This window comes from Arenimonas donghaensis DSM 18148 = HO3-R19 (assembly GCF_000743535.1).
Classification (GTDB): Bacteria; Pseudomonadota; Gammaproteobacteria; order Xanthomonadales; family Xanthomonadaceae; genus Arenimonas; species Arenimonas donghaensis.
Map to the genome: position 1 here is coordinate 19,991 of NZ_AVCJ01000010.1, position 18,540 is coordinate 38,530.

Genomic DNA, 18,540 nt, shown 5'->3' on the forward strand with positions numbered 1-18,540 from the left:
TTCAGCGCTTGGCAGCGGCGGCAACTTCGGCACGCATGCGGGTGATGACGTCGCGGTAGTCAGGCGCGTTGAAGATGGCCGAGCCGGCGACGAAAGTGTCGGCGCCGGCCGCGGCGATCGCGCCGATGTTGTCGGCCTTGACGCCGCCGTCGATCTCCAGGCGGATCGGCTTGCCGAGCGTGTCGATTCGCTCGCGCACGCGCTTGAGCTTGTCCAGCGCCGAGGGGATGAAGGCCTGGCCGCCGAAGCCCGGGTTGACCGACATCAGCAGCACCAGGTCGAGTTCGGGCAGCACGTAGTCCAGCACTTCCACCGGCGTCGCCGGATTGAGCACCAGGCCGGCCTGGCAGCCCTGCGCCTTGATCAGCTGCACGGTCCGATGCACGTGTTCGCTGGCCTCGGGATGGAAGCTGATCAGGCTGGCGCCGGCGGCGGCGAAGTCGGGAATGATGCGGTCCACCGGCTTGACCATCAGGTGCACGTCGATCGGCGCGGTGACGCCGTGCTTTCGCAGCGCTTCGCAGACCAGCGGGCCGATCGTCAGGTTCGGCACGTAATGGTTGTCCATCACGTCGAAGTGCACCCAGTCGGCGCCGGCGGCGATGACGGCATCCACCTCTTCGCCCAGCTTGGCGAAATTTGCCGACAGGATGGACGGGGCGATGATGCAGTTCGACATGGCTACCTCAGGGTTTGTTGCGCAGCTTCTTGATGCGGTCGTAGGCGTGGTTGATCTCCCGCGCCTTTTCCTCGGCCTGCTTGCGCAGGTCCTCGGCGATGCCGCCCAGGCGGTCGGGGTGGTACTGGGTGATCAGCCGGCGATAGGCGCGGTCGATCTCGGCCTCGCTGGCGTCTTCGGTGATGCCCAGCACCGCGTAGGGGTCGTACTTCTTCGCGCGGAACCAGTCGGCGTCGAAGGCGTGGCCGATGGCCAGTCCCAGCACGGCGCCGGCCGGGTGCCGGGTCAGCAGCCAGCCGGCGATGAAGCCCAGCAATTTCCCGTACCACCTCATGGCGTGCTCCCGGCGGTGAATCCCGGCTGGGCGGCATACCACGCCGCCAGGGCCTCGATGTCCCGGGGCTGCAGCGTGTTGGCGAGGCTGGTCATGGGCTCGTGGCGGCGTTCACCGCTGCGGTAGGCGGCCAGGGACCGGGCCAGGTACAGGCGGTCCTGCCCGCCCAGGTGCGGCGTGCCGGCGCTGCGGCTGACGCCATCGTCGCCGTGGCAGGCCGTGCACAGGCCCAGCTTGGCCGGGCGCTCGGGCGCGCCGGTGGCGGCGGCCTGCGGCAGCGGGGCGTTGGCGGTCTGGCCGTCGGCGCAGGCCACCAGCGGGGCCAGCACCAGGCCCAACAGGAAGGTGGGTCGGAGCATCCGGCGATTCTAGCAGCCGGCCCGGGCCGCCGGCGCGCACCCGGCGCCCGGGACACGTACAATGGCGGGCCCGGTTTCGTAGCTTGAGACGCCCGTGCCGACGACCCTGCATACCGCCGACCTTCCCGGCCTGCCCCTGTTCCACCGCGGCAAGGTCCGCGACGTGTTCGAGCTGCCGGGCAAACGTTTGCTCATGGTCGCCAGCGACCGGCTGTCGGCCTTCGACGTGGTGCTGCCCGACCCGATCCCGGGCAAGGGCGAGATGCTCTGCCAGATCAGCAACTTCTGGTTCGACAAGACCGCCCACCTGGTGCCCAACCACCTGACCCACGAAGACGTGGCCGGCGTGCTTCCCGAAGGCAGCGACGTCGCCCTCTACGCCCGGCGCTCGGTGGTCACCAAGAAGCTGCGTCCGGTGCCGGTGGAGGCGATCGTGCGCGGTTACCTGATCGGCAGCGGCTGGAAGGACTACCAGCGCACCGGCGCGGTTTGCGAAATCCGCCTGCCCGACGGCCTGCGCCAGGCCGAGCGCCTGCCCCAGCCGATCTTCACGCCCTCGAGCAAGGCAGCGGTGGGCGAACACGACGAAAACATCAGCTTCGACACCATGGTCGCCAAGGTCGGCGCCGACCTGGCCGAACAGATCCGCGCGGCGACCCTGCAGATCTACAAGTTCGCGGCCCGCTATGCGGCCGAGCGCGGCATCATCATCGCCGACACCAAGCTCGAGTTCGGCCTGGACGACAACGGCGTGCTGCACGTCATGGACGAGCTGCTGACGCCCGACAGTTCGCGCTTCTGGCCGGCCGACCAGTACGAAGTGGGCACCAGCCCGCCCAGCTACGACAAGCAGTTCGTACGCGACTACCTGGAGACCCTGGACTGGGGCAAGACCGCGCCGGGGCCGACGCTGCCGGCCAACGTCATCGAAGGCACCCGCGCCAAGTACGCCGAGGCCCTGGCGAAACTGGCCGACATCACACTGGACTGAGGAGCGCCATGGCCACTTCACCCGAGTTGATGGATTCCCCCGACCCGCGCCGGCCGATCGACCGCTGGCTCGACAGCTACGCGGGCGACCACGAAAACACCACCAACCAGGCCATCCACCTGGTCTGCGTGCCGGCCATCGTCTGGTCGGTCACGGCGGCGCTGTGGGTCATCCCGGTGCCGTCGTCGCTGGCACGGCCGGGCGCCTGGATGGGGCTGGCGATGTTCCTGGCCCTGGCCTGGTACTGGCGCCTGTCGCGGCCGCTGGCCCTGGGCGCGCTGCTGGTTTTTGCCGGGTTCGGGCTGCTCAATTACTGGCTGTCGCAAACCCTGGGCATGGCGGGACTGGCCTGGCTGGCGCTGGGCGTGTTCGTGCTTGCCTGGGTCGGCCAGTTCATCGGCCACAAGATCGAAGGCCGCCGCCCGAGCTTCTTCACCGACCTCAAGTACCTGCTGGTCGGGCCGCTGTGGACGCTCGACAAGCTCTACCGCAAGGCCGGCTGGAAACATTGATCCACCGGCGGAAATGAAAAGGGCGCGGCTGCCAGGCAACCGCGCCCTTCTTGTTTCCGGCTGACCGGGCTTACATGCCCGCCATCATTCCGGCACCCATGCCCAGCATGCCCATGACCACGCCGAAGATGATGCCGATGACGACGAAGATCACCAGGTAGAGCAGGGCCGCCAGCAGCGAACGGCCGAAGCCGATCGCGATGCCGCCCGGGCGCTTGATGATCCAGTTGATGCACGCGGCAAGGATGAACAGGTTGACGATGGCACTGACCGCCATCACGCCCATCATCGCCATGCCCGCCCCGGCCATTGCGGCGGCGGCGGCGTCCGGATCACCGCCAGCCAGGCCACCACCCATCATCCCGCCGCCGACACCAAAGACCATGGTCAGTACGATGTTGACGATGAAACCCAGGACCGCGGCGGCCAGCACCGTCAGCAGGGCGCGGCCATAGCCGGGCGAGAAGCCCGCCACCAGGCGGACGGAAAACTTGAGGATGAGGCCGGCGATCAAAAGACCCACGATCACCGCGACCAGCATGATGACCAGCGCACCCCCCATTGCTGCCATTTCCATTGCGAATCTCCCCATTCGTAAGGATCGCGCCTGCGTGGCGCGACCCCGACTTTGACGCCTTCACGCGCCCGGGGCAAGTCGCCGCCCCGGCGGGCCATAATGACCTTCCCCCCGCCCCCGGGCCGTGCGCATGCCTCCTCGCGACATCCTGCTTGCCCTGCTCGTCTGCCTGGCCTGGGCCGGGAACTTCCTGGGTTCGGCCACCGCGCTGCGGGAGATGCCACCCCTGCTGTTTTCGGCCCTGCGGCTGATGCTGCTGGTGGTCCTGCTCTCGCCTTTCCTGCGCCAGCCGGGACCGGGCCAGTGGCCGCGCCTGCTGGCGATCTGCCTGTCCACCGGCGTGCTGCACTTTGGCCTGAGTTTCTGGGCCTTGAAGCTGGCCGGCGACCTGAGCTCACCGGCGATCGTGATGCAAAGCTACGTGCCTTTCTCGGTGCTGCTGGCCTGGGCGTTCCTGGGCGAGCGTTTCGCCTGGCGCACCGGCACGGCCATCGCCCTGAGTTTCGGCGGCGTACTGGTGCTGGGCCTGGATCCGTTGGTGCTGGACAACCCGCTGTCGCTGGGACTGATGCTCGCCTCGGGTTTTTTCCTGGCCGTGAGCACGGTACTGATGCGCGACCTCGGCGGCGTCACGCGCTACAGCCTGCAGGCCTGGATCGCCTTGGTCGGCGTGCTGCCGCTGTTGGGTCTGAGCCTGTGGTTCGAGCCCGGTGCGCTGGGCCAGTTGGGCGGTTTCTCCGGCACGGCCTGGGCCGGCGTGGCCTATGCCGCCATCGTCGCCTCGGTCATCGGCCACGGCGTGTATTACACCCTGGTCCAGCGCCACGCCGTCGCCAAGGTCATGCCCTGGTTGCTGCTGACGCCCGTCTTCGCCACCGGCCTGGGCATCGCCTTCTGGGGCGACCGCCCGGGCCCGAAGTTGTTGATCGGCGGCGCCATGACCCTGGCCGGCATCCTGCTGATCGCCCTGCGCACCCAGGCCAAGGCGCGACCGGCGCCGGTCGCCCAGGAACTCTGAGCCGCGCCCAATAAAGAAGGCGGGCCGAGGCCCGCCTTCTCCGGTCTGCCGCCGCCCCTTACAGGCGCGGGGTCCAGGTGTCCTTCTCGCCGGGCCGCAGCAGCAGGCGGCACAGGGCGGGCAGGAAGATGATGGCGGCGACCATGTTCACGATGAACATGAAGGTCAGCATGATGCCCATGTCGGCCTGGAACTTGAGGTCCGAGAAGATCCACATCGCCACGCCCACCGCCAGGGTCAGCGCGGTGTAGAAGATCGCGATGCCGGTGGTCTTGAGCGCGATGAAGTAGCTCTCCGACAGGGTGCGACCCTCGGTCTGCATCGCCTCGCGCATGCGCGCGAAGATGTAGATGCCGTAGTCCACGCCGATGCCGACGCCCAGGGCGACCACGGCCAGCGTGTTCACCTTCATGCCGATGTCGAGCTCGACCATCACCGAATGGCCCAGTTCGGTCACCAGCACCAGCGGCAGCAGGATGCACAGCGCCGACAGCGGGCTGCGGAAGCTGATCAGGCACATCACGAACACCGCCGCGTACAGCAGGTACAGGATGGTGTGTTCGGAAGCACGCACGGTGTCGTTGGTCGCGGCCATGACGCCGACGTTGCCGGTGGCCAGGCGCAGGTTCACCTGGTCGGAGGTGAAGCCCGGCTGTTCGGCGGCCTGCTCGGCCAGGCGCACGCGCAGGTTGCCCTCGGCATACGCGCCGTTGGCCTGGCGGAACTCCTTCACCGCCGCGACCACGCGGTCGATGGTGGTGGCGCGGTGGTCGGACGTGAAGATGGTGATCGGGATCGCGCTGCAATCGCTGTTGAGCAGGCCCGAGTCGGTCTCGAAGCTCTGGGTCGCCTGGCGCAGGGTGTCCGGGTCGCGCGGCAGCACGCGCCATGCGGCCAGGCCGTCGTTCCAGCCGGCGTTGACGATCTTGGCCGCGGCCGGCAGCGTGATCACCTGCTCGACGCCTTCGACGTTCTGCATGTGCCAGGCGAAGCGGTCGATGGTTTCCATCGCCGCGTAGGACGTGGTGCAGGCCGACGGGGCGGCTTCGGCGATGACGTTGAGGATGTCCACGCCCAGCGCGAAGCGGTCGGCGATGAGCACGGCGTCCTGGTTGTAGCGCGCGTCCGGGTGCAGTTCGGCCACGCCCTGCTGGGCATCGCCGATCATCACCTTGTTGCCGTGCTGCCAGGCGAAGAACCAGCCCAGCACGCCGACCAGGACCACCAGCCAGGCCACCTTGGGCCGGCTGAGGCGCGACAGCGCCGCCCAGATCCGGTCGAAGCGGGTGAGCTGGCGCAGGCGGAACTCGCGCTTGCGGTCGAGGTTGCGCAGCTTGGTGTAGCTGAGCAGCACCGGCAGCAGCACCAGGTCGGTGAGGATGGTCAGGGCCACGCCGACGGTGGCGGTGATCGCCAGTTCGCGGACCATGTCGATCGGGATGACCATGATCGCGCCGAAGCCGATGCAGCCGGCCAGCAGGGCCACGGTGCCCGGGATCAGCAGCATCCGGAAGGACAGGCGCGCGGCCTCCAGCGGCTCGACGGCGTTCTTGGCGCTGGCGCGCAGCTCGTCGACGGTGCCCTCTTCCAGGCCGCCGAAGAAGATCTCGCCGCGGAAGCGGTTGATCATCTGTTCGCCGTGGCTGACCGCGATCGCGAATATCAGGAAGGGCGTGAGCATGTTCATCGGGTCGATGCCGAAGCCCATCAGCTGCAGCGCGCCCAGCATCCACACCACCGACACCAGCGCCGCGGCGACGGTCAGCGATGCCAGCTTCACCGAGGTCGAATACAGGAACAGCAGCAGCCAGGTGAAGCCGATCGTCAGCGCGAAGAACTTGATCACCGAACGCGCGCCGTCGCTGATGTCGCCCACCATCTTGGCGAAGCCGATGATGTGGACGCTGTGGTTCTCGTCCTCGTACTTCTGGCGGATGGCCTCGAACTGGTCGGCGACTTCCTGGTAGTCGAGCTTGTTGACGTCGCTTTCCGGGATGAGGTCGGCCCAGATCATCGCGCCGGAGAAATCCTTGGCGACCAGGCGGCCGACGATGTTGGCCTTGATGATGTTACTGCGGATCTGCTCGTAGTCCTCGGGCAGCGACTGGAAGCCCTCGACGTTGGGCGTGTAGGTCTGCGGGATGACGTTGCCGCCCGAAAGGCCGTCCTCGACCACTTCGATGAATCGCACGTTCGGCGTGAACAGCGAACGCGCGCGCGCGTCGTCGGTGGCCGGCAGGTTGATCACTTCGTTGGTGACGTTCTCCAGCGTCGCCATGAACTGCTGGTCCAGCATGTCGCCGTCCTTCGCGATCACGGCCACCAGGACGCGGTTGGCGCCACCGAATTCGGCCTCGTAATCCTGGAAGGTCTGCATGTACTCATGCTGCAGCGGCACCTGCTTCTTGAAGCCGGCGTCGACCTCGAGCTGCATGGCGAAATAGGCCATCGCGACCGTGATCAGGGCGAACAGCACCAGGATCACCGGCCGGTTCGCGAAGACGATCTTCTCGGCGACGCGGGCGAAAGGGCCGGGCTGGGCGTTGGGCAGGCTCATGGGAACTCCCTTACTGCGGGCGGAACAGGCCGGCGCCCTTGTCGCCGACCACGATGAAGCCGGCATCGCCGGCCGGCATGACCCCGGTCAGGTTCGGCGTCTCGCCGTTCTCCATCTCGTAGCGGGTCTCGGTGAACGGCGAATCGGCGTCGGGCCGCGTCAGCACGACGCCGTTGGCGCCGACCAGGATGGCGCCGCCGTTCGCAAGCGCGTGGCCGCCCATGAGCGAGGTGGTGATGCCGGTCTCGACCGGGGTCCAGTTTCGACCCAGGTCGCGCGACTCGAGCACGTTGCCGCGCAGGCCGTGCACCAGCAGGTGGTCGCCGCCGAAGGACAGGATGCCGAACATCGAACCTTCGTAGGGAAGCCGGTCGCGTTCCCAGCTCTGGCCACCGTCGGTGGAGCGGAAGAAGGCGCCGCGTTCGCCGGCGATCACCAGGTCGCCTTCGTCGGTGCGCGCCATGGCGTACAGGTGCGGGTCGGCTTCGGCCTCGAGGGTCAGGTCGGACGCGTCGAAGGTCCAGTCGTCGGCGGGGGATTCATCGGCCGCCGCCGCGGGTGCCGCAGCCGCCGGCTCGGGCTCGGGTTCGTCGTAGTTGATGATGCCGCGCGGCGACCAGGTGACGCCGCCGTCGCTGGTTTCCAGGAACATGGCGTAGGCGCCGACGGCGAAACCGTTCATGCCATCGACCATCAGGACGTCCATCACCGGGACGCCATCGAAGGGATCGAGGTAGTCCGGGGTCCAGACCTGCATGCGGCGACGGGTCCAGGTCTGGCCGCCGTCGGTTGAATGCACGATGACGCCGTCGTGGCCGCCGGCCCAAAGCACGCCGTCGGCGCTGGTGATCGACGTCAGGGTTGAACGGGTGGGCACGGCCAGCTGCTGCCAGTCCTTGCCGTCTTCGGACATCAGCACGTGGCCGCGCTCGCCCACGACGAAGTAGCCGGCGGCGGTCTGCACCGCGTCGAGCAGCAGCGAACGACTGGCCTTGGGCATCATTTCGGCATCGAGCGCAGCCGGATCGGCGGCGACGGGACTGCCCTCGCCGACGTCGATGCCGGATTCGTCGATGGGTTCCGCCGGCTCCGCGGACTCCAGGGTCGCGTCACCCTGCGGGTCCTGGGATTGCGCCGCCAGCGGCAACAACAGCGCCAGCAGCAGGGCGCCCGCCAGGCGCGTGCGGATCAATGGCTTGCTCGACATCATTTCCCCCTTCCGACGACCCCGCCAGGCGCGGGGCCCTTAACGCAGCCGCGCCCTTTCGGGCGCGGCTGGTTGTTCCTTCACGCTTGGATCAACGCACGCCCGAGGTGCGCAGGTTCTGCGGCGAGTAGTTCGCCGGCGTGCTCTGGTAACCAAAGTCACGCACCTTGTCCTCGTTGTCGAGCAGCATGGTGATGTAGCGACCCGACTTGAGGTCGTGGTGGGTCTCGAGGGTGGACCAGAAGGTCGGGACCTCGTAGTAGTTCACCGACGGCGCATCGGAGTAGCGCCACAGGTTGCCCTGGCCGTCGTAGTGGTCGATCAGCATGATCTGCCAGCTGTCCTCGTCCACGTAGAAGGTGCGGCGGCTGTTGATGTGGCGCATGCCTTCCTTGAGCTTGGCCTCGACCACCCACACGCGATGCAGTTCGTAGCGCATGTGGTCGGGGTTGAGGTGGCCCGGGCGGATCAGGTCGGCGACCTTGACCTTGTCGCTGTGCGCCTTGTACGCGTTGTACGGCACCAGCATTTCCCGCTTGCCCACCAGCTCCCAGTCGAAGCGGTCCATGGCGCCGTTGAACATGTCGGTCATGTCGTTGGTGCGCAGGCCGTCCGAGGCGGTGCCCGGGTTGTCGTAGGCCACGTTCGGGGCGCGACGCACGCGGCGCTGGCCCGGGTTGTAGACCCACGCCTGGCGCGGGGCCGCGGCGGCGTTGAGGGTTTCATGCACCAGCAGCACCTGGCCGGCCAGGCGGGCCGGGCCGAGCACTTCCTGCTTGAAGTACAGCAGGATGTTGTTGATGTTCTCGGAGGTGTTGCCCGGCTTGTAGTACAGGCCCAGCAGTTCCTCGCGCACCTTGGTCAGCGTGAAGTTGCCGCTGGCGGTGGGCGCGGCCTGGTTCGAGTAGCTGATCACCGACAGGCCCTTGTACTTGAGCTTGTGGTTCCAGATGACCTCGTAGGCGTTCTGCGGGATCGGGAACGGAATACCCTCGGCGCAGTTCTGCACGCCTTCACCGTCCGACACCAGCTTGCACTGGGTCGCGTTGCGCTTGGTGAAGTCGTAGGTGCGCTGCGGGAACGAGGCGCTGCGGCGGGTCGGGTACACGTCCATGCGGAAGGTCGGGTACTTGGCGAACATCGCCTTCTGCCCCGGCGTCAGCACGTTGCCGTACTGCTGCACGTTGGCGCGGGTGACCGAGTACAGCGGCTTGTCGGCCGCGAACGGGTCGGCGTGGAAGGTGCCGACGCGGAAGCCGGCCGGCGGGCGCGTGATGCCGCCGTCCCAGGCCGGGATGGTGCCGGCGGCGTTGCCGGCCTTCTCGCCACCGACCGGGGTCAGTTCACGGCCCAGCTTGGCCGCTTCCTCGGCGCTGACGGCCGCCTGCACCATGCCGGTGCCGGCTGCCAGCACGGCGCCAGCCGCGAGCGCCAGGGCGTGTTTCCTATTCATCTTCATCCTCATGCCTCCTGGGCTCAGAACGAGTACTTGACGGTGAACGCCGCGAAGTCGCGGTCGCTGATCTGGTTATATGGCTCTGCGCCGCTGAACGACGTGTAGCTGAGGTCGAAGACCCACTGCTGCAGGTAGTTCGCTTCCAGACCCAAGGTAAGGGACTTGCGGTCTTCAAGGAAGTTCCCGCCCGGGCCCGGGGTGATGCCGCTCACGTCATGGTTGAAGGCGATGCGCGGCGACAGCGTGAGCGCCGTGCCGAAGGCACCGTTGTAGTCGGCGCGCGCGGCGACGCGGTAGCCCCAGGAGAACGCGGTCGGGAAACCACCGCCCAGGGACTGCGGGTTGCGCATGCAGCCGAACTGCAGCGCGCCGGCGCCGGGGAAGCCGGCCGCCAGCACATCGCCGACGTCGCAACCACCACCGGTATCGGTGCCTTCACCTTCATAACGCAGCACGGAGTGGCTCGGCAGGTCCCAGACCTCGGTGCCGCCGACTTCGCCGACCACGGCGATCTGGTTGGCGCCCATCACGTCGGCGAACAGCTTGGTGAAGGTCATCTGAACCTGGCTGACCTCGTGTTCGCGCCAGCCGCGCACTTCCTGGCCCAGCGCGTAGTTGCCGAGCTGGCTGTTGAACTGCAGCGCCGGCACCGGGATAAACGGGTTGAGCGGGCTCAGCGCGGCGAACAGCAGTTCGACGTCGTCAACCTGCAGCGGCATGTTCGGACGGTGGCTCACCTCGCCCTGCCAGGCGATGCCGCCCGGGATGGTGGTGTTCCAGCTGAAGCCGTACATCTGGATGTCTTCCGGGAACTCGGCGAAGAAGCGGCCAGACGCGGCGCCGATCGCCGGGTTGTTCACGGCGCGGCCCGAGAGCAGCGGCACGCGGCTGTGGTAGTTCAGGAAGTAGAAGCCGAACTCGGTTTCACCCAGGGCTTCGGCGTACCAGCGCAGCGCCATGCCGTACTGGCCGTCGTCGCGGGCATTGCGGTTGGGCAGGCGGCCCACCGCGTTGCCGCAGCCGATGGCGATGATCTGCGCGGCCGTGGCGGCGCCGTAGATCGCCGACAGGTCACCGAAGCGGTCGGAGGTGGCGTAGCCGGCCGGACCGTTGTAGCAGGTGCTGAAGAAGCGCTCGGGGTTGTAAACCGGCTGCGGCGTGGTGCCGAAGCCCAGCATCACGTAGGTGCCGCCCGGGCTGGCGAAGTCGTTGGAGCTGAAATAGGTGCCGGCGGCATCGATTTCGATTTCCTCGAACTCAAACATGTACAGCGCCTCGAGAGAGACGTTGTCGCTCAGGCTGATCGAGCCGTAGAGCATGTCGATCGGCAGGAAGGCTTCACGCAGTTCGGCGCCGGCGACGCGAAGCGCCGACAGGTCGACCGGGTTGATGACGTTGATGCCGTTCTGGATGAAGGTGCTCTCGCCCCAGCTCACGACCTGGCGACCCAGGCGGACGGTGCCGGCCAGGCTGCCGTCGTCGGCGAGCGCGAAGTTCTTGAACACGAAGGCGTCGAGCATGCGGAAGCGCTGGCCGATGCGGTCCTGGGCTTCTTCGGTGAGGTCGTCGCGGCCTTCGTTTTCGAAGTCGTGGAAATACGTGGCACGCATGAACATGCCCCAGTCGCGGTAGTTCAGGCTGAGCTCGGAAGTCAGCTTGATCGCGCTGGAGATGGCGTCGCCCTCGTCGTACTTGAGGTTGCCGTCGTCACGGTTGGCCGAGAAGCGACCCATCGCGGCGACCTGCGCCGGCGAACCCGGCACGCCGCCGGTGCTGGTGCAGCGACCCGGACCGACCGGGATCGGGCCGAGCGGCACGTTCTGGGTGCACAGCAGCGGATCGAACCAGGACTTGCCGATGAGGTTGGGATCCTGGTCTTCGACGCGCCAGGAGTAGCCATACGACACGGTGGTGTCGAAGCTGCCCTGGAGGTCGCCGCGCGAGAATTCGATCGCCTGTGCGGCCGGGGCCAGCATCAGGCCCAGCGCAACGGCGGTGGCCAGGCGGGCACGCGCGACGCGCCCTCGGTTTGCGTGCAGTTTCTTCATCGGTGCTTCCTCGGGTTCGGGTCGACGTTGCGGATTCCGGGCGATGTTCATGGTTTGCTGGCTCCCCCCAGACTCTAGAGCATTTCCTCTAGGCATATTAATAGTTCGTTAGGAAATGGCAATGCTGCTGCGTATGGTCAGCCGGAAAAATCTTCCGGACGGGGCCGGAACGGCCTGAAAGCCAGGCCCAGCGCGGCCCTGGCCGGTTCGCCGTCATAGGCCAGGGACCGGTCCAGGCGGGCCAGGACGCCCGATCCGGGCCCCCGGCGCCCCGCCAGCGCGATGCCGAGCCGGAATACGGGGCCCGGCAGCCGGACCAGCCGGGACCCCGGCGCCGCCACCGCCAGGCAGCGCGCCACCATCTCGTCATAAGGCAAGGTCTCCGCGCCCGGCAGGTCGAAGGCGCCAACGACCGGCTCCGGCGCCCGCAGCGCCGCCAGCACCGCCGCCGCCACGTCGTCGGCATGGATGGGTTGGCGCAGGCCCCGCGCCGTGCGCGGCAGCGGCAGCCAGCGCCAGCGCCGGGCCAGCGCCACCCAGCGGCCCAGGTTCTGGTCGCGGCCGCGGCCCCAGATCAGCGTGGGTCGCAGCAATGCCAGGGCGGTCCCGCGCGCGCTGCAGGCCGCCTGCAGCCTTGTCTCGCAGTCGGCCAGCGTCCGGGCCAGCTCACGCTCGGCCGGGTCGGGCGAATCCGCCTTGCCATGCCGGCTGGTCGATCCCAGCGCGACCAATCGCGCCGGCGCAAGCGCGGAGGCTTCGAACCAGTCGGTGAACTTGTCCAACGGCCCCAGGCTGGCGATGGCCTGCACCGGCGGCAAGGCGCCGAGCCCGGGCAGGCTGCCGATGCGCCATGGCAGTGACTGCGGATCCGCCGGCGCCTGCCGCGTGACTGCCCAGGCCACGACATCATCCGGACGCAGCTGCGCGCGCAGCGCTTCGCCGACCAGCCCGGTCAGCCCGAAGATTCCCCAGCCGCGCGACTCTTGTTTATGCATGCGCGAAGCATACCCGCGGCAAACACGTGCACGGCGCCTTCTCGAAACGATGCGCTAAACTCGCCGGCCACGCTTGAGGAACGCGATGCTCGCAACGCTGCTGGCCACTCCCTTCGTTCTTGCATTGCTGGTCGGGCTCCTGCCTGATTCCCGGCGACGCGCGGCCGCGTGGCTGGCGGCGCTGGCACCGGTCGGTGGCCTGGTGCTGCTGGCCCTGATGACCCCGGACGTCATGTCCGGCGCCGGCGTTCGCAGCCTGGTGCCGTGGGTCCCGGCCATGGGCCTGGACCTGTCGCTGCGGCTCGATGGCCTGGCGTGGATGTTCGCCGGCCTGGTGTTGGGCATCGGTGCGCTCATCGTCCTGTATGCGCGCTACTACCTGTCCGCAGCGGACTCGATGCCGCGCTTCCTGTCCTTCCTGCTGCTGTTCATGGGCGCGATGCTGGGCATGGTGGTGGCCGGCAACCTGGTGCTGCTGGCGGTGTTCTGGGAGCTGACCTCGATCAGTTCCTTCCTTCTCATCGGATTCTGGAAACACCGCCAGGAGGCCCGCGACGGCGCCCGCATGGCGCTGGCGATCACCGGCGCGGGCGGCCTGGCGCTGCTGGGCGGCGTGATCCTGCTCGGCCGCATCACCGGCAGCTACGAGCTGGACGTGGTGCTCGCCTCCGGCCCGCAGATCCTGGCCAGCCCGCTCTATCCCTACGCCCTGGTGCTGGTGCTGCTGGCGGTGTTCACCAAGTCGGCGCAGTTCCCGTTCCAGTTCTGGCTGCCGCATGCGATGGCGGCGCCGACACCGGTGTCGGCCTACCTGCACTCGGCGACGATGGTGAAGGCCGGCGTCTTCCTGCTGGCGCGGCTGCACCCGGCCCTGGCCGGCAGCGACCTGTTCTTCTACCTGGTCAGCGGCATCGGTGCGATCACCCTGCTGGTGGGCAGCTGGCACGCGATCTTCCAGCACGACCTCAAGGGCCTGCTGGCGTATTCGACCATCTCGCACCTGGGCCTGATCACCCTGCTGTTCGGCCTGTCGACGCCGATGGCGGTGGTCGCCGGCCTGTTCCACATCCTCAACCACGCCACCTTCAAGGCCTCGCTGTTCATGGCCGCGGGCATCATCGACCACGAAACCGGCACGCGCGACATGCGCCGGCTCGGCGGACTGCTGCGCATCCTTCCCTACACCGCCATCCTGGCCATCATCGCTTCGCTGGCCATGGCCGGCGTGCCCCTGCTCAACGGGTTCCTGTCCAAGGAAATGTTCTTCACCGAGGCGCTGGAGATCCGGGGGCACATGTTCATGCGCTGGGGCATCACGGTGGCGGCGGTGCTGGCCGGGGCCTTCGGCGTGGCCTACAGCCTGCGCTTCGTGCACGACACCTTCTTCGGTCCGGGCCCGGTGCGCATCGAGCGCACGCCGCACGAACCGCCGCGCTTCATGCGCATCCCGGTCGAGATCCTGGTGATCCTGTGCCTGGCGGTGGGCGTGGCACCGGCGCTGACCATCGCGCCGGTCCTGCGCACGGCGGCCGAAGGCGTGCTGGGCGCCGACGTGCCCTACTACAGCCTGTCGATCTGGCACGGCTTCAACACGCCCTTCATCATGAGCCTGGTCGGCCTGGCCCTCGGCATCGCGCTTTACTTCGGCATCCGCAAACTGATCGACCTCTACGGCGTCAGCTACGACTCGCGGGGCCGCCGGGTCTACGAGTGGAAGGTGGCCGAGGCCGTGCGCCTCGCCGGCAAGCTCACCGATCGGCTGGAGAACGGCAGCCTGCAGCGCTACCTGCTGATGGTCGTGCTTTCGGCGCTGGCGCTGGGACTGGTGCCGTTCCTCTCCGCGGACCTGGCCTTCCCGGGGCGCTCGCAGCCGATGCCGCCGCTGGCCTGGCTGGTCTGGGGCATGGGCATGGTCGCGACGCTGGCGACGGTGTGGCTGCATCGCCGGCGACTGCTGGCCCTGGTGGTGATGGGCGCGGTCGGGCTCGCCGTGAGCCTGGCCTTCGTGCTGCTGTCCGCGCCCGACCTGGCCCTGACCCAGCTGCTGGTGGAAATGGTGACCATCGCGCTGATGCTGCTGGCGCTGAACTACCTGCCGCCCGAATCGGCGCCCGAACCCTCGCGGCTGCGCAAATGGCGCGACGCCGTCATCGCGCTGGCGGCCGGCGGCGGCGTCGCGGCGATGGCCTATGCGGTGATGACGCGGCCCTTCGACACCGTGGCGTCCGAAATCCTGGCCCGGTCGCTGCCCGAGGGCGGCGGCAGCAACGTGGTCAACGTCATCCTGGTCGACTTCCGCGGCTTCGACACCCTGGGCGAAATCGCCGTGTTCGGCATCGCCGCCCTGGTGGTGCACGCGATGCTGCGCCGCGCGCGCATGCTGCCCGAGCGCCGGGCCGACGGCCCGCCGGACCCCCTGGTGATCCCCAACACCGTGGCGCGCCTGCTGCTGCCGCTGGCGCTGGCGGTGTCGCTGTACCTGTTCCTGCGCGGCCACAACCTGCCCGGCGGCGGCTTTATCGCCGGCCTGGTGCTGGCGGTGCCGGTGCTGCTCCAGTACGTGCTGTCGGGCAATGAATACATGGAACAGCGACTGGGCTTCGACTATCCGCGGGTGATCGGCGTCGGCCTGGCGCTGGCCCTGGCCACGGGCGTCGGCAGCTGGCTGCTCGGTTACCCCTACATGACCAGCCACACCGACTACGTCGCCGTGCCGCTGCTGGGCAAGCTGCCCATGGCCAGCGCGATGGTGTTCGACATCGGCGTGTACCTGGTGGTCGGCGCCGGCAGCTTGCTGATGCTTGGAATGATGGCGGCGGTGCGGCCGCCGCTGCACGGGGGGGCGCGCTGATGGAACTGGCGCTCTCGGTCTTCATCGGCACCCTGGTCGCGGCCGGCGTCTACCTGCTGCTGCGCGCGCGCAGCTTCGACATCATCCTGGGCCTGACCCTGCTCTCGTACGCGGTGAACTTGCTGATCTTCAGCATGGGCCGGCTGGCGGTGGGCAAGCCGCCGATCCTGGACAAGGCCCTGGACCCGAGCCTGGCCAACCATTCCGACCCGCTGCCCCAGGCCCTGGTGCTGACGGCCATCGTGATCGCCTTCGCGATGACCGCCGTGTTGCTGGTGACCGCCGTGCGCAGCCGGTCGGACAGCCGGAGCGACCACGTCGACGGGCATGAGCCGCCTGAGGAGACGCCGTGATGGCGCACCTGCCGATCCTCCCGATCCTGCTGCCGCTGCTGGCCGCACTGGTGATGCTGCTGGTGCGCACGCGCCGGGTCGCGGTGCATCGTTTCATCGGCCTGCTGTCCGGTGCCGGGCTGGTCGCGCTGGCGGCCACGCTGGCCGTGCAGGCCGACGACGGCGGCACCCGCGTCTACCTGGTCGGCAACTGGGCCTCGCACCTAGGCATCGCGCTGGCGGCCGACCGCCTCTCGGCGATCATGCTGCTGGCGACCAGCCTGCTGGCCCTGCCCTGCCTGTGGTTCGCCACCGGTGGCTGGGACCGGCGCGCGCCGCATTTCCACGTGCTGTTCCAGTTCCAGCTGATGGGCCTCAACGGCGCCTTCCTCACGGCGGACCTGTTCAACCTGTTCGTGTTCTTCGAAGTGCTGCTGATCGCCTCCTACGGCCTGATCCTCAGCGGCGCCCGCGGTGCGCGCGTGCGCAGCGGCCTGCAGTACGTCGCCTTCAACATCACCGCGTCCACGCTTTACCTGTTCGCGGTGGGCTATCTCTACGGCATCACCGGCGCGCTGAACATGGCCGAGGTGGCTGCGCGCGTGGCGGCCATGCCGGCGGCGGAGGCAGCGCCGCTGCAGGCGGCGGCGGGTCTGTTGCTGGTGGTGTTCTGCGCCAAGGCGGCGCTGTTGCCGATGTATTTCTGGCTGCCCGAAACCTACGCGCGCAGCCCCGCCGCGGTGGCGGCGCTGTTCGCGGTGATGACCAAGCTGGGCGTGTACACGGTGCTGCGTGTCTTCACCCTGGTGTTCGGCGCCGAGGCCGGCGCGCTGGCCAACCTGGCCTGGCCCTGGCTGTTGCCGCTGGGCGCGGCGACGCTGGTGCTGGCGACGCTGGGCGCGCTGGCGGCCCCGTCGCTGCGGCTGCTGGCGGCCTACCTGGTGCTGGGCTCGGCGGCGACCCTGTTCATCGCATTGGGCCTGGCCAGCGCCGAGGCACTGGGCGCGGGCCTGTATTACCTGGTGCACAGCACCCTGGTCGGCGGCGCGATGTTCCTGCTGGCCGACCTGATCCGCCGCCAGCGCGACAATGCCGGCGACAGCCTGCGCAAGCTCGACCACATGAAAAACCGCGGCCTGCTCGGCGTACTGTTCATGGTCGCGGCGCTCTCGGTCGCCGGCCTGCCGCCGCTCTCGGGCTTCGTCGGCAAGTTCAGCCTGCTCGCGGCGGTGCCGGGTGCCCAGGCGGCCTGGCTATGGCCGGTCATCCTGTTCACCAGCCTGCTGGTGATCGTGGCCCTGGCCAGCGCCGGCAGCCAGCTGTTCTGGCGCGAGGGCGGCGAGCCGGCGCCGCCGGGCGCGGTGCCGCGGCTGCGCACCCCGGAAGTGGGCGCCACGATCGGGCTGCTGGGCCTGGGCGTGCTGCTGAGCGTGTTCGGTGGCCCGGCGCTCGACTACACCCAGGCGGCGGGCGAACAGCTGATGGCACCCTCGGCCTACATCGAAGCGGTCCGCGGCGCCCTGCCCCTGCCGGGGGTGTCGCCATGAAGCGCTGGCTGCCCGCGCCGCTGCTGAGCGTCACCGTTTTCGTCGTCTGGCTGCTGCTGGTCGCTTCGCTGGAGCCCGCCCACGTGCTGCTGGCGGCGGTACTGGCGCTGGTGCTGCCCCTGGTCGCCCAGCGCCTGCGCGAAGACACCGCCCACGCCCGTCGTCCGGGCGTGGCGGCCCGGCTGATCGTCGTGGTGCTCTGGGACATCGTGCTGTCGAACATCGAGGTGGCGCGCCGCATCCTGGGCCGCGAGTCACGCATGCGTCCGGCCTTCGTCTGGATCCCGCTCGACATCACCAATCGCCACGGCATCTCGGCACTGGCCGGCATCATCACGATGACGCCGGGCACGGTGTCCTCGGAATTGTCGCCGGACCAGCGCCACCTGCTGGTGCACTTCCTGCACCTGGAAGACGCCGACGCCGCCATCGCCCACATCAAGTCGCGCTACGAAGCGCCGCTGCGGGAGGTGTTCCCATGATCCAGACCTGCATCGACATCGCCATGGGCGCCTTCGCGCTGGCGATGGTGCTCAACATGTTCCGGCTGCTGCGCGGATCCGGCATGCCCGACCGCATCCTGGCCCTGGACACGCTGTCGGTGAACACCATCGCGCTGCTGGTGCTGGCCGGCCTGCGCGAATCCAGCACTATCTATTTCGAGGCGGCGGTGGTCATCGCGATGCTGGGCTTCGTCACCACGATCGTGCTGTCGAAGTACGTCATCCGCGGGGACATCGTCGAATGAACCAGGCCCTGGAAATCCTCGTCTGCGTGCTGCTGCTGTCCGGCGCCGGCTTCGCCCTGGTCGCCAGCTGGGGCCTGGCCAAGCTGGGCGACATCTTCAAGCGCCTGCACGGCCCGACCAAGGCCAGCACATTGGGCGTCGGCGGCGTGCTGCTGGCGGCCATGCTGTGGCAGGCGATGCAGGGCGTTCCCAGCCTGCGCGAACTGCTGATCACGCTGTTCCTGTTCATGACCGCACCGGTCAGCGCCTACCTGGTGGCGCGCGCCGCGCTGTCGAGCGATGCCTCGCTGCGGCCCGGTCCGCCGCCCGGCCAGGACGGGGACGCCTGA

At 68.5% G+C, this 18,540-nt stretch carries 18 protein-coding genes; 9 read left to right on the forward strand and 9 right to left on the reverse strand.

The genetic code is table 11. The annotated features are described in order from the left end of the window. Nucleotide 1 precedes the first annotated feature (1 nt). Genes rpe through N788_RS05825 form a run of 3 tightly spaced genes read right to left on the reverse strand, consistent with a single transcriptional unit; the run spans nucleotide 2 to nucleotide 1,372 of the window. Nucleotides 2–679: a ribulose-phosphate 3-epimerase gene (gene rpe, locus N788_RS05815; RefSeq protein ID WP_034222308.1), complete on the reverse strand. Its 678-nt coding sequence runs from the start codon at nucleotides 677–679 to the stop codon at nucleotides 2–4. A gap of 7 nt (nucleotides 680–686) precedes the next feature. Beyond that, entirely contained in the window at nucleotides 687–1,013 is a 327-nt protein-coding gene (locus N788_RS05820) for a J domain-containing protein (protein WP_034222311.1), read from the reverse strand. After that, nucleotides 1,010–1,372, reverse strand: coding sequence for a c-type cytochrome (locus tag N788_RS05825; protein WP_034222314.1), 363 nt, complete (start codon nucleotides 1,370–1,372; stop codon nucleotides 1,010–1,012). Before N788_RS05825 ends, N788_RS05820 begins: the two co-directional genes overlap by 4 nt. A 94-nt stretch (nucleotides 1,373–1,466) precedes the next feature. Here N788_RS05825 and N788_RS05830 point away from each other — a divergent pair, with 94 nt between their 5' ends. Continuing rightward, the gene (locus tag N788_RS05830; RefSeq protein ID WP_034222316.1) at nucleotides 1,467–2,363 is read left to right on the forward strand and encodes a phosphoribosylaminoimidazolesuccinocarboxamide synthase; all 897 of its coding nucleotides are present in this window, start codon (nucleotides 1,467–1,469) and stop codon (nucleotides 2,361–2,363) included. 26 nt (nucleotides 2,364–2,389) lie between these two features. Continuing rightward, a complete protein-coding gene (locus N788_RS05835; RefSeq protein ID WP_425476477.1) occupies nucleotides 2,390–2,875 on the forward strand; it encodes an Mpo1 family 2-hydroxy fatty acid dioxygenase in 486 nt (161 codons plus the stop codon). Nucleotides 2,876–2,945: 70 nt separating this feature from the next. Here N788_RS05835 and N788_RS05840 read toward each other — a convergent pair whose 3' ends face one another. Continuing rightward, nucleotides 2,946–3,452: a hypothetical protein gene (locus N788_RS05840; RefSeq protein ID WP_152560397.1), complete on the reverse strand. Its 507-nt coding sequence runs from the start codon at nucleotides 3,450–3,452 to the stop codon at nucleotides 2,946–2,948. A gap of 130 nt (nucleotides 3,453–3,582) precedes the next feature. Between N788_RS05840 and N788_RS05845 the strand changes: the two genes are divergently transcribed. Then, the gene (locus N788_RS05845) at nucleotides 3,583–4,470 is read left to right on the forward strand and encodes a DMT family transporter (protein ID WP_051924415.1); all 888 of its coding nucleotides are present in this window, start codon (nucleotides 3,583–3,585) and stop codon (nucleotides 4,468–4,470) included. A 58-nt stretch (nucleotides 4,471–4,528) separates the two neighbouring features. Here N788_RS05845 and N788_RS05850 read toward each other — a convergent pair whose 3' ends face one another. The 5 genes from N788_RS05850 to N788_RS05870 form a co-directional block, all read right to left on the reverse strand. Then, complete coding sequence (locus N788_RS05850; protein ID WP_051924416.1) at nucleotides 4,529–7,027, reverse strand: efflux RND transporter permease subunit; 2,499 nt, start codon at nucleotides 7,025–7,027, stop codon at nucleotides 4,529–4,531. Between the two features lie 10 nt (nucleotides 7,028–7,037). Next, a complete protein-coding gene (locus N788_RS05855; protein WP_160171912.1) occupies nucleotides 7,038–8,234 on the reverse strand; it encodes a WD40/YVTN/BNR-like repeat-containing protein in 1,197 nt (398 codons plus the stop codon). A 91-nt stretch (nucleotides 8,235–8,325) separates the two neighbouring features. Beyond that, complete coding sequence (locus N788_RS05860; protein ID WP_211250689.1) at nucleotides 8,326–9,693, reverse strand: DUF1329 domain-containing protein; 1,368 nt, start codon at nucleotides 9,691–9,693, stop codon at nucleotides 8,326–8,328. A gap of 17 nt (nucleotides 9,694–9,710) precedes the next feature. Further along, nucleotides 9,711–11,738, reverse strand: coding sequence for a DUF1302 domain-containing protein (locus N788_RS05865; protein WP_034222325.1), 2,028 nt, complete (start codon nucleotides 11,736–11,738; stop codon nucleotides 9,711–9,713). A 137-nt stretch (nucleotides 11,739–11,875) separates the two neighbouring features. After that, the gene (locus tag N788_RS05870; protein ID WP_034222327.1) at nucleotides 11,876–12,733 is read right to left on the reverse strand and encodes an NAD-dependent epimerase/dehydratase family protein; all 858 of its coding nucleotides are present in this window, start codon (nucleotides 12,731–12,733) and stop codon (nucleotides 11,876–11,878) included. Nucleotides 12,734–12,818: 85 nt separating this feature from the next. Here N788_RS05870 and N788_RS05875 point away from each other — a divergent pair, with 85 nt between their 5' ends. Genes N788_RS05875 through N788_RS05900 form a run of 6 tightly spaced genes read left to right on the forward strand, consistent with a single transcriptional unit; the run spans nucleotide 12,819 to nucleotide 18,540 of the window. After that, nucleotides 12,819–15,584, forward strand: coding sequence for a monovalent cation/H+ antiporter subunit A (locus N788_RS05875; protein WP_051924418.1), 2,766 nt, complete (start codon nucleotides 12,819–12,821; stop codon nucleotides 15,582–15,584). Beyond that, nucleotides 15,584–15,937, forward strand: a complete 354-nt coding sequence (locus N788_RS05880; RefSeq protein WP_034222329.1) for a Na+/H+ antiporter subunit C — start codon at nucleotides 15,584–15,586, stop codon at nucleotides 15,935–15,937. The genes N788_RS05875 and N788_RS05880 overlap by 1 nt, the downstream gene beginning before the upstream one ends. Further along, nucleotides 15,937–17,463, forward strand: coding sequence for a monovalent cation/H+ antiporter subunit D (locus N788_RS05885; protein WP_034222331.1), 1,527 nt, complete (start codon nucleotides 15,937–15,939; stop codon nucleotides 17,461–17,463). The genes N788_RS05880 and N788_RS05885 overlap by 1 nt, the downstream gene beginning before the upstream one ends. Continuing rightward, on the forward strand, nucleotides 17,460–17,945 hold the full coding sequence (locus N788_RS05890; RefSeq protein ID WP_034222333.1) for a Na+/H+ antiporter subunit E: 486 nt from the start codon (nucleotides 17,460–17,462) through the stop codon (nucleotides 17,943–17,945). Before N788_RS05885 ends, N788_RS05890 begins: the two co-directional genes overlap by 4 nt. Next, on the forward strand, nucleotides 17,942–18,211 hold the full coding sequence (locus N788_RS05895; RefSeq protein WP_034222335.1) for a K+/H+ antiporter subunit F: 270 nt from the start codon (nucleotides 17,942–17,944) through the stop codon (nucleotides 18,209–18,211). The genes N788_RS05890 and N788_RS05895 overlap by 4 nt, the downstream gene beginning before the upstream one ends. Then, the gene (locus tag N788_RS05900; RefSeq protein ID WP_034222337.1) at nucleotides 18,208–18,540 is read left to right on the forward strand and encodes a Na+/H+ antiporter subunit G; all 333 of its coding nucleotides are present in this window, start codon (nucleotides 18,208–18,210) and stop codon (nucleotides 18,538–18,540) included. The genes N788_RS05895 and N788_RS05900 overlap by 4 nt, the downstream gene beginning before the upstream one ends.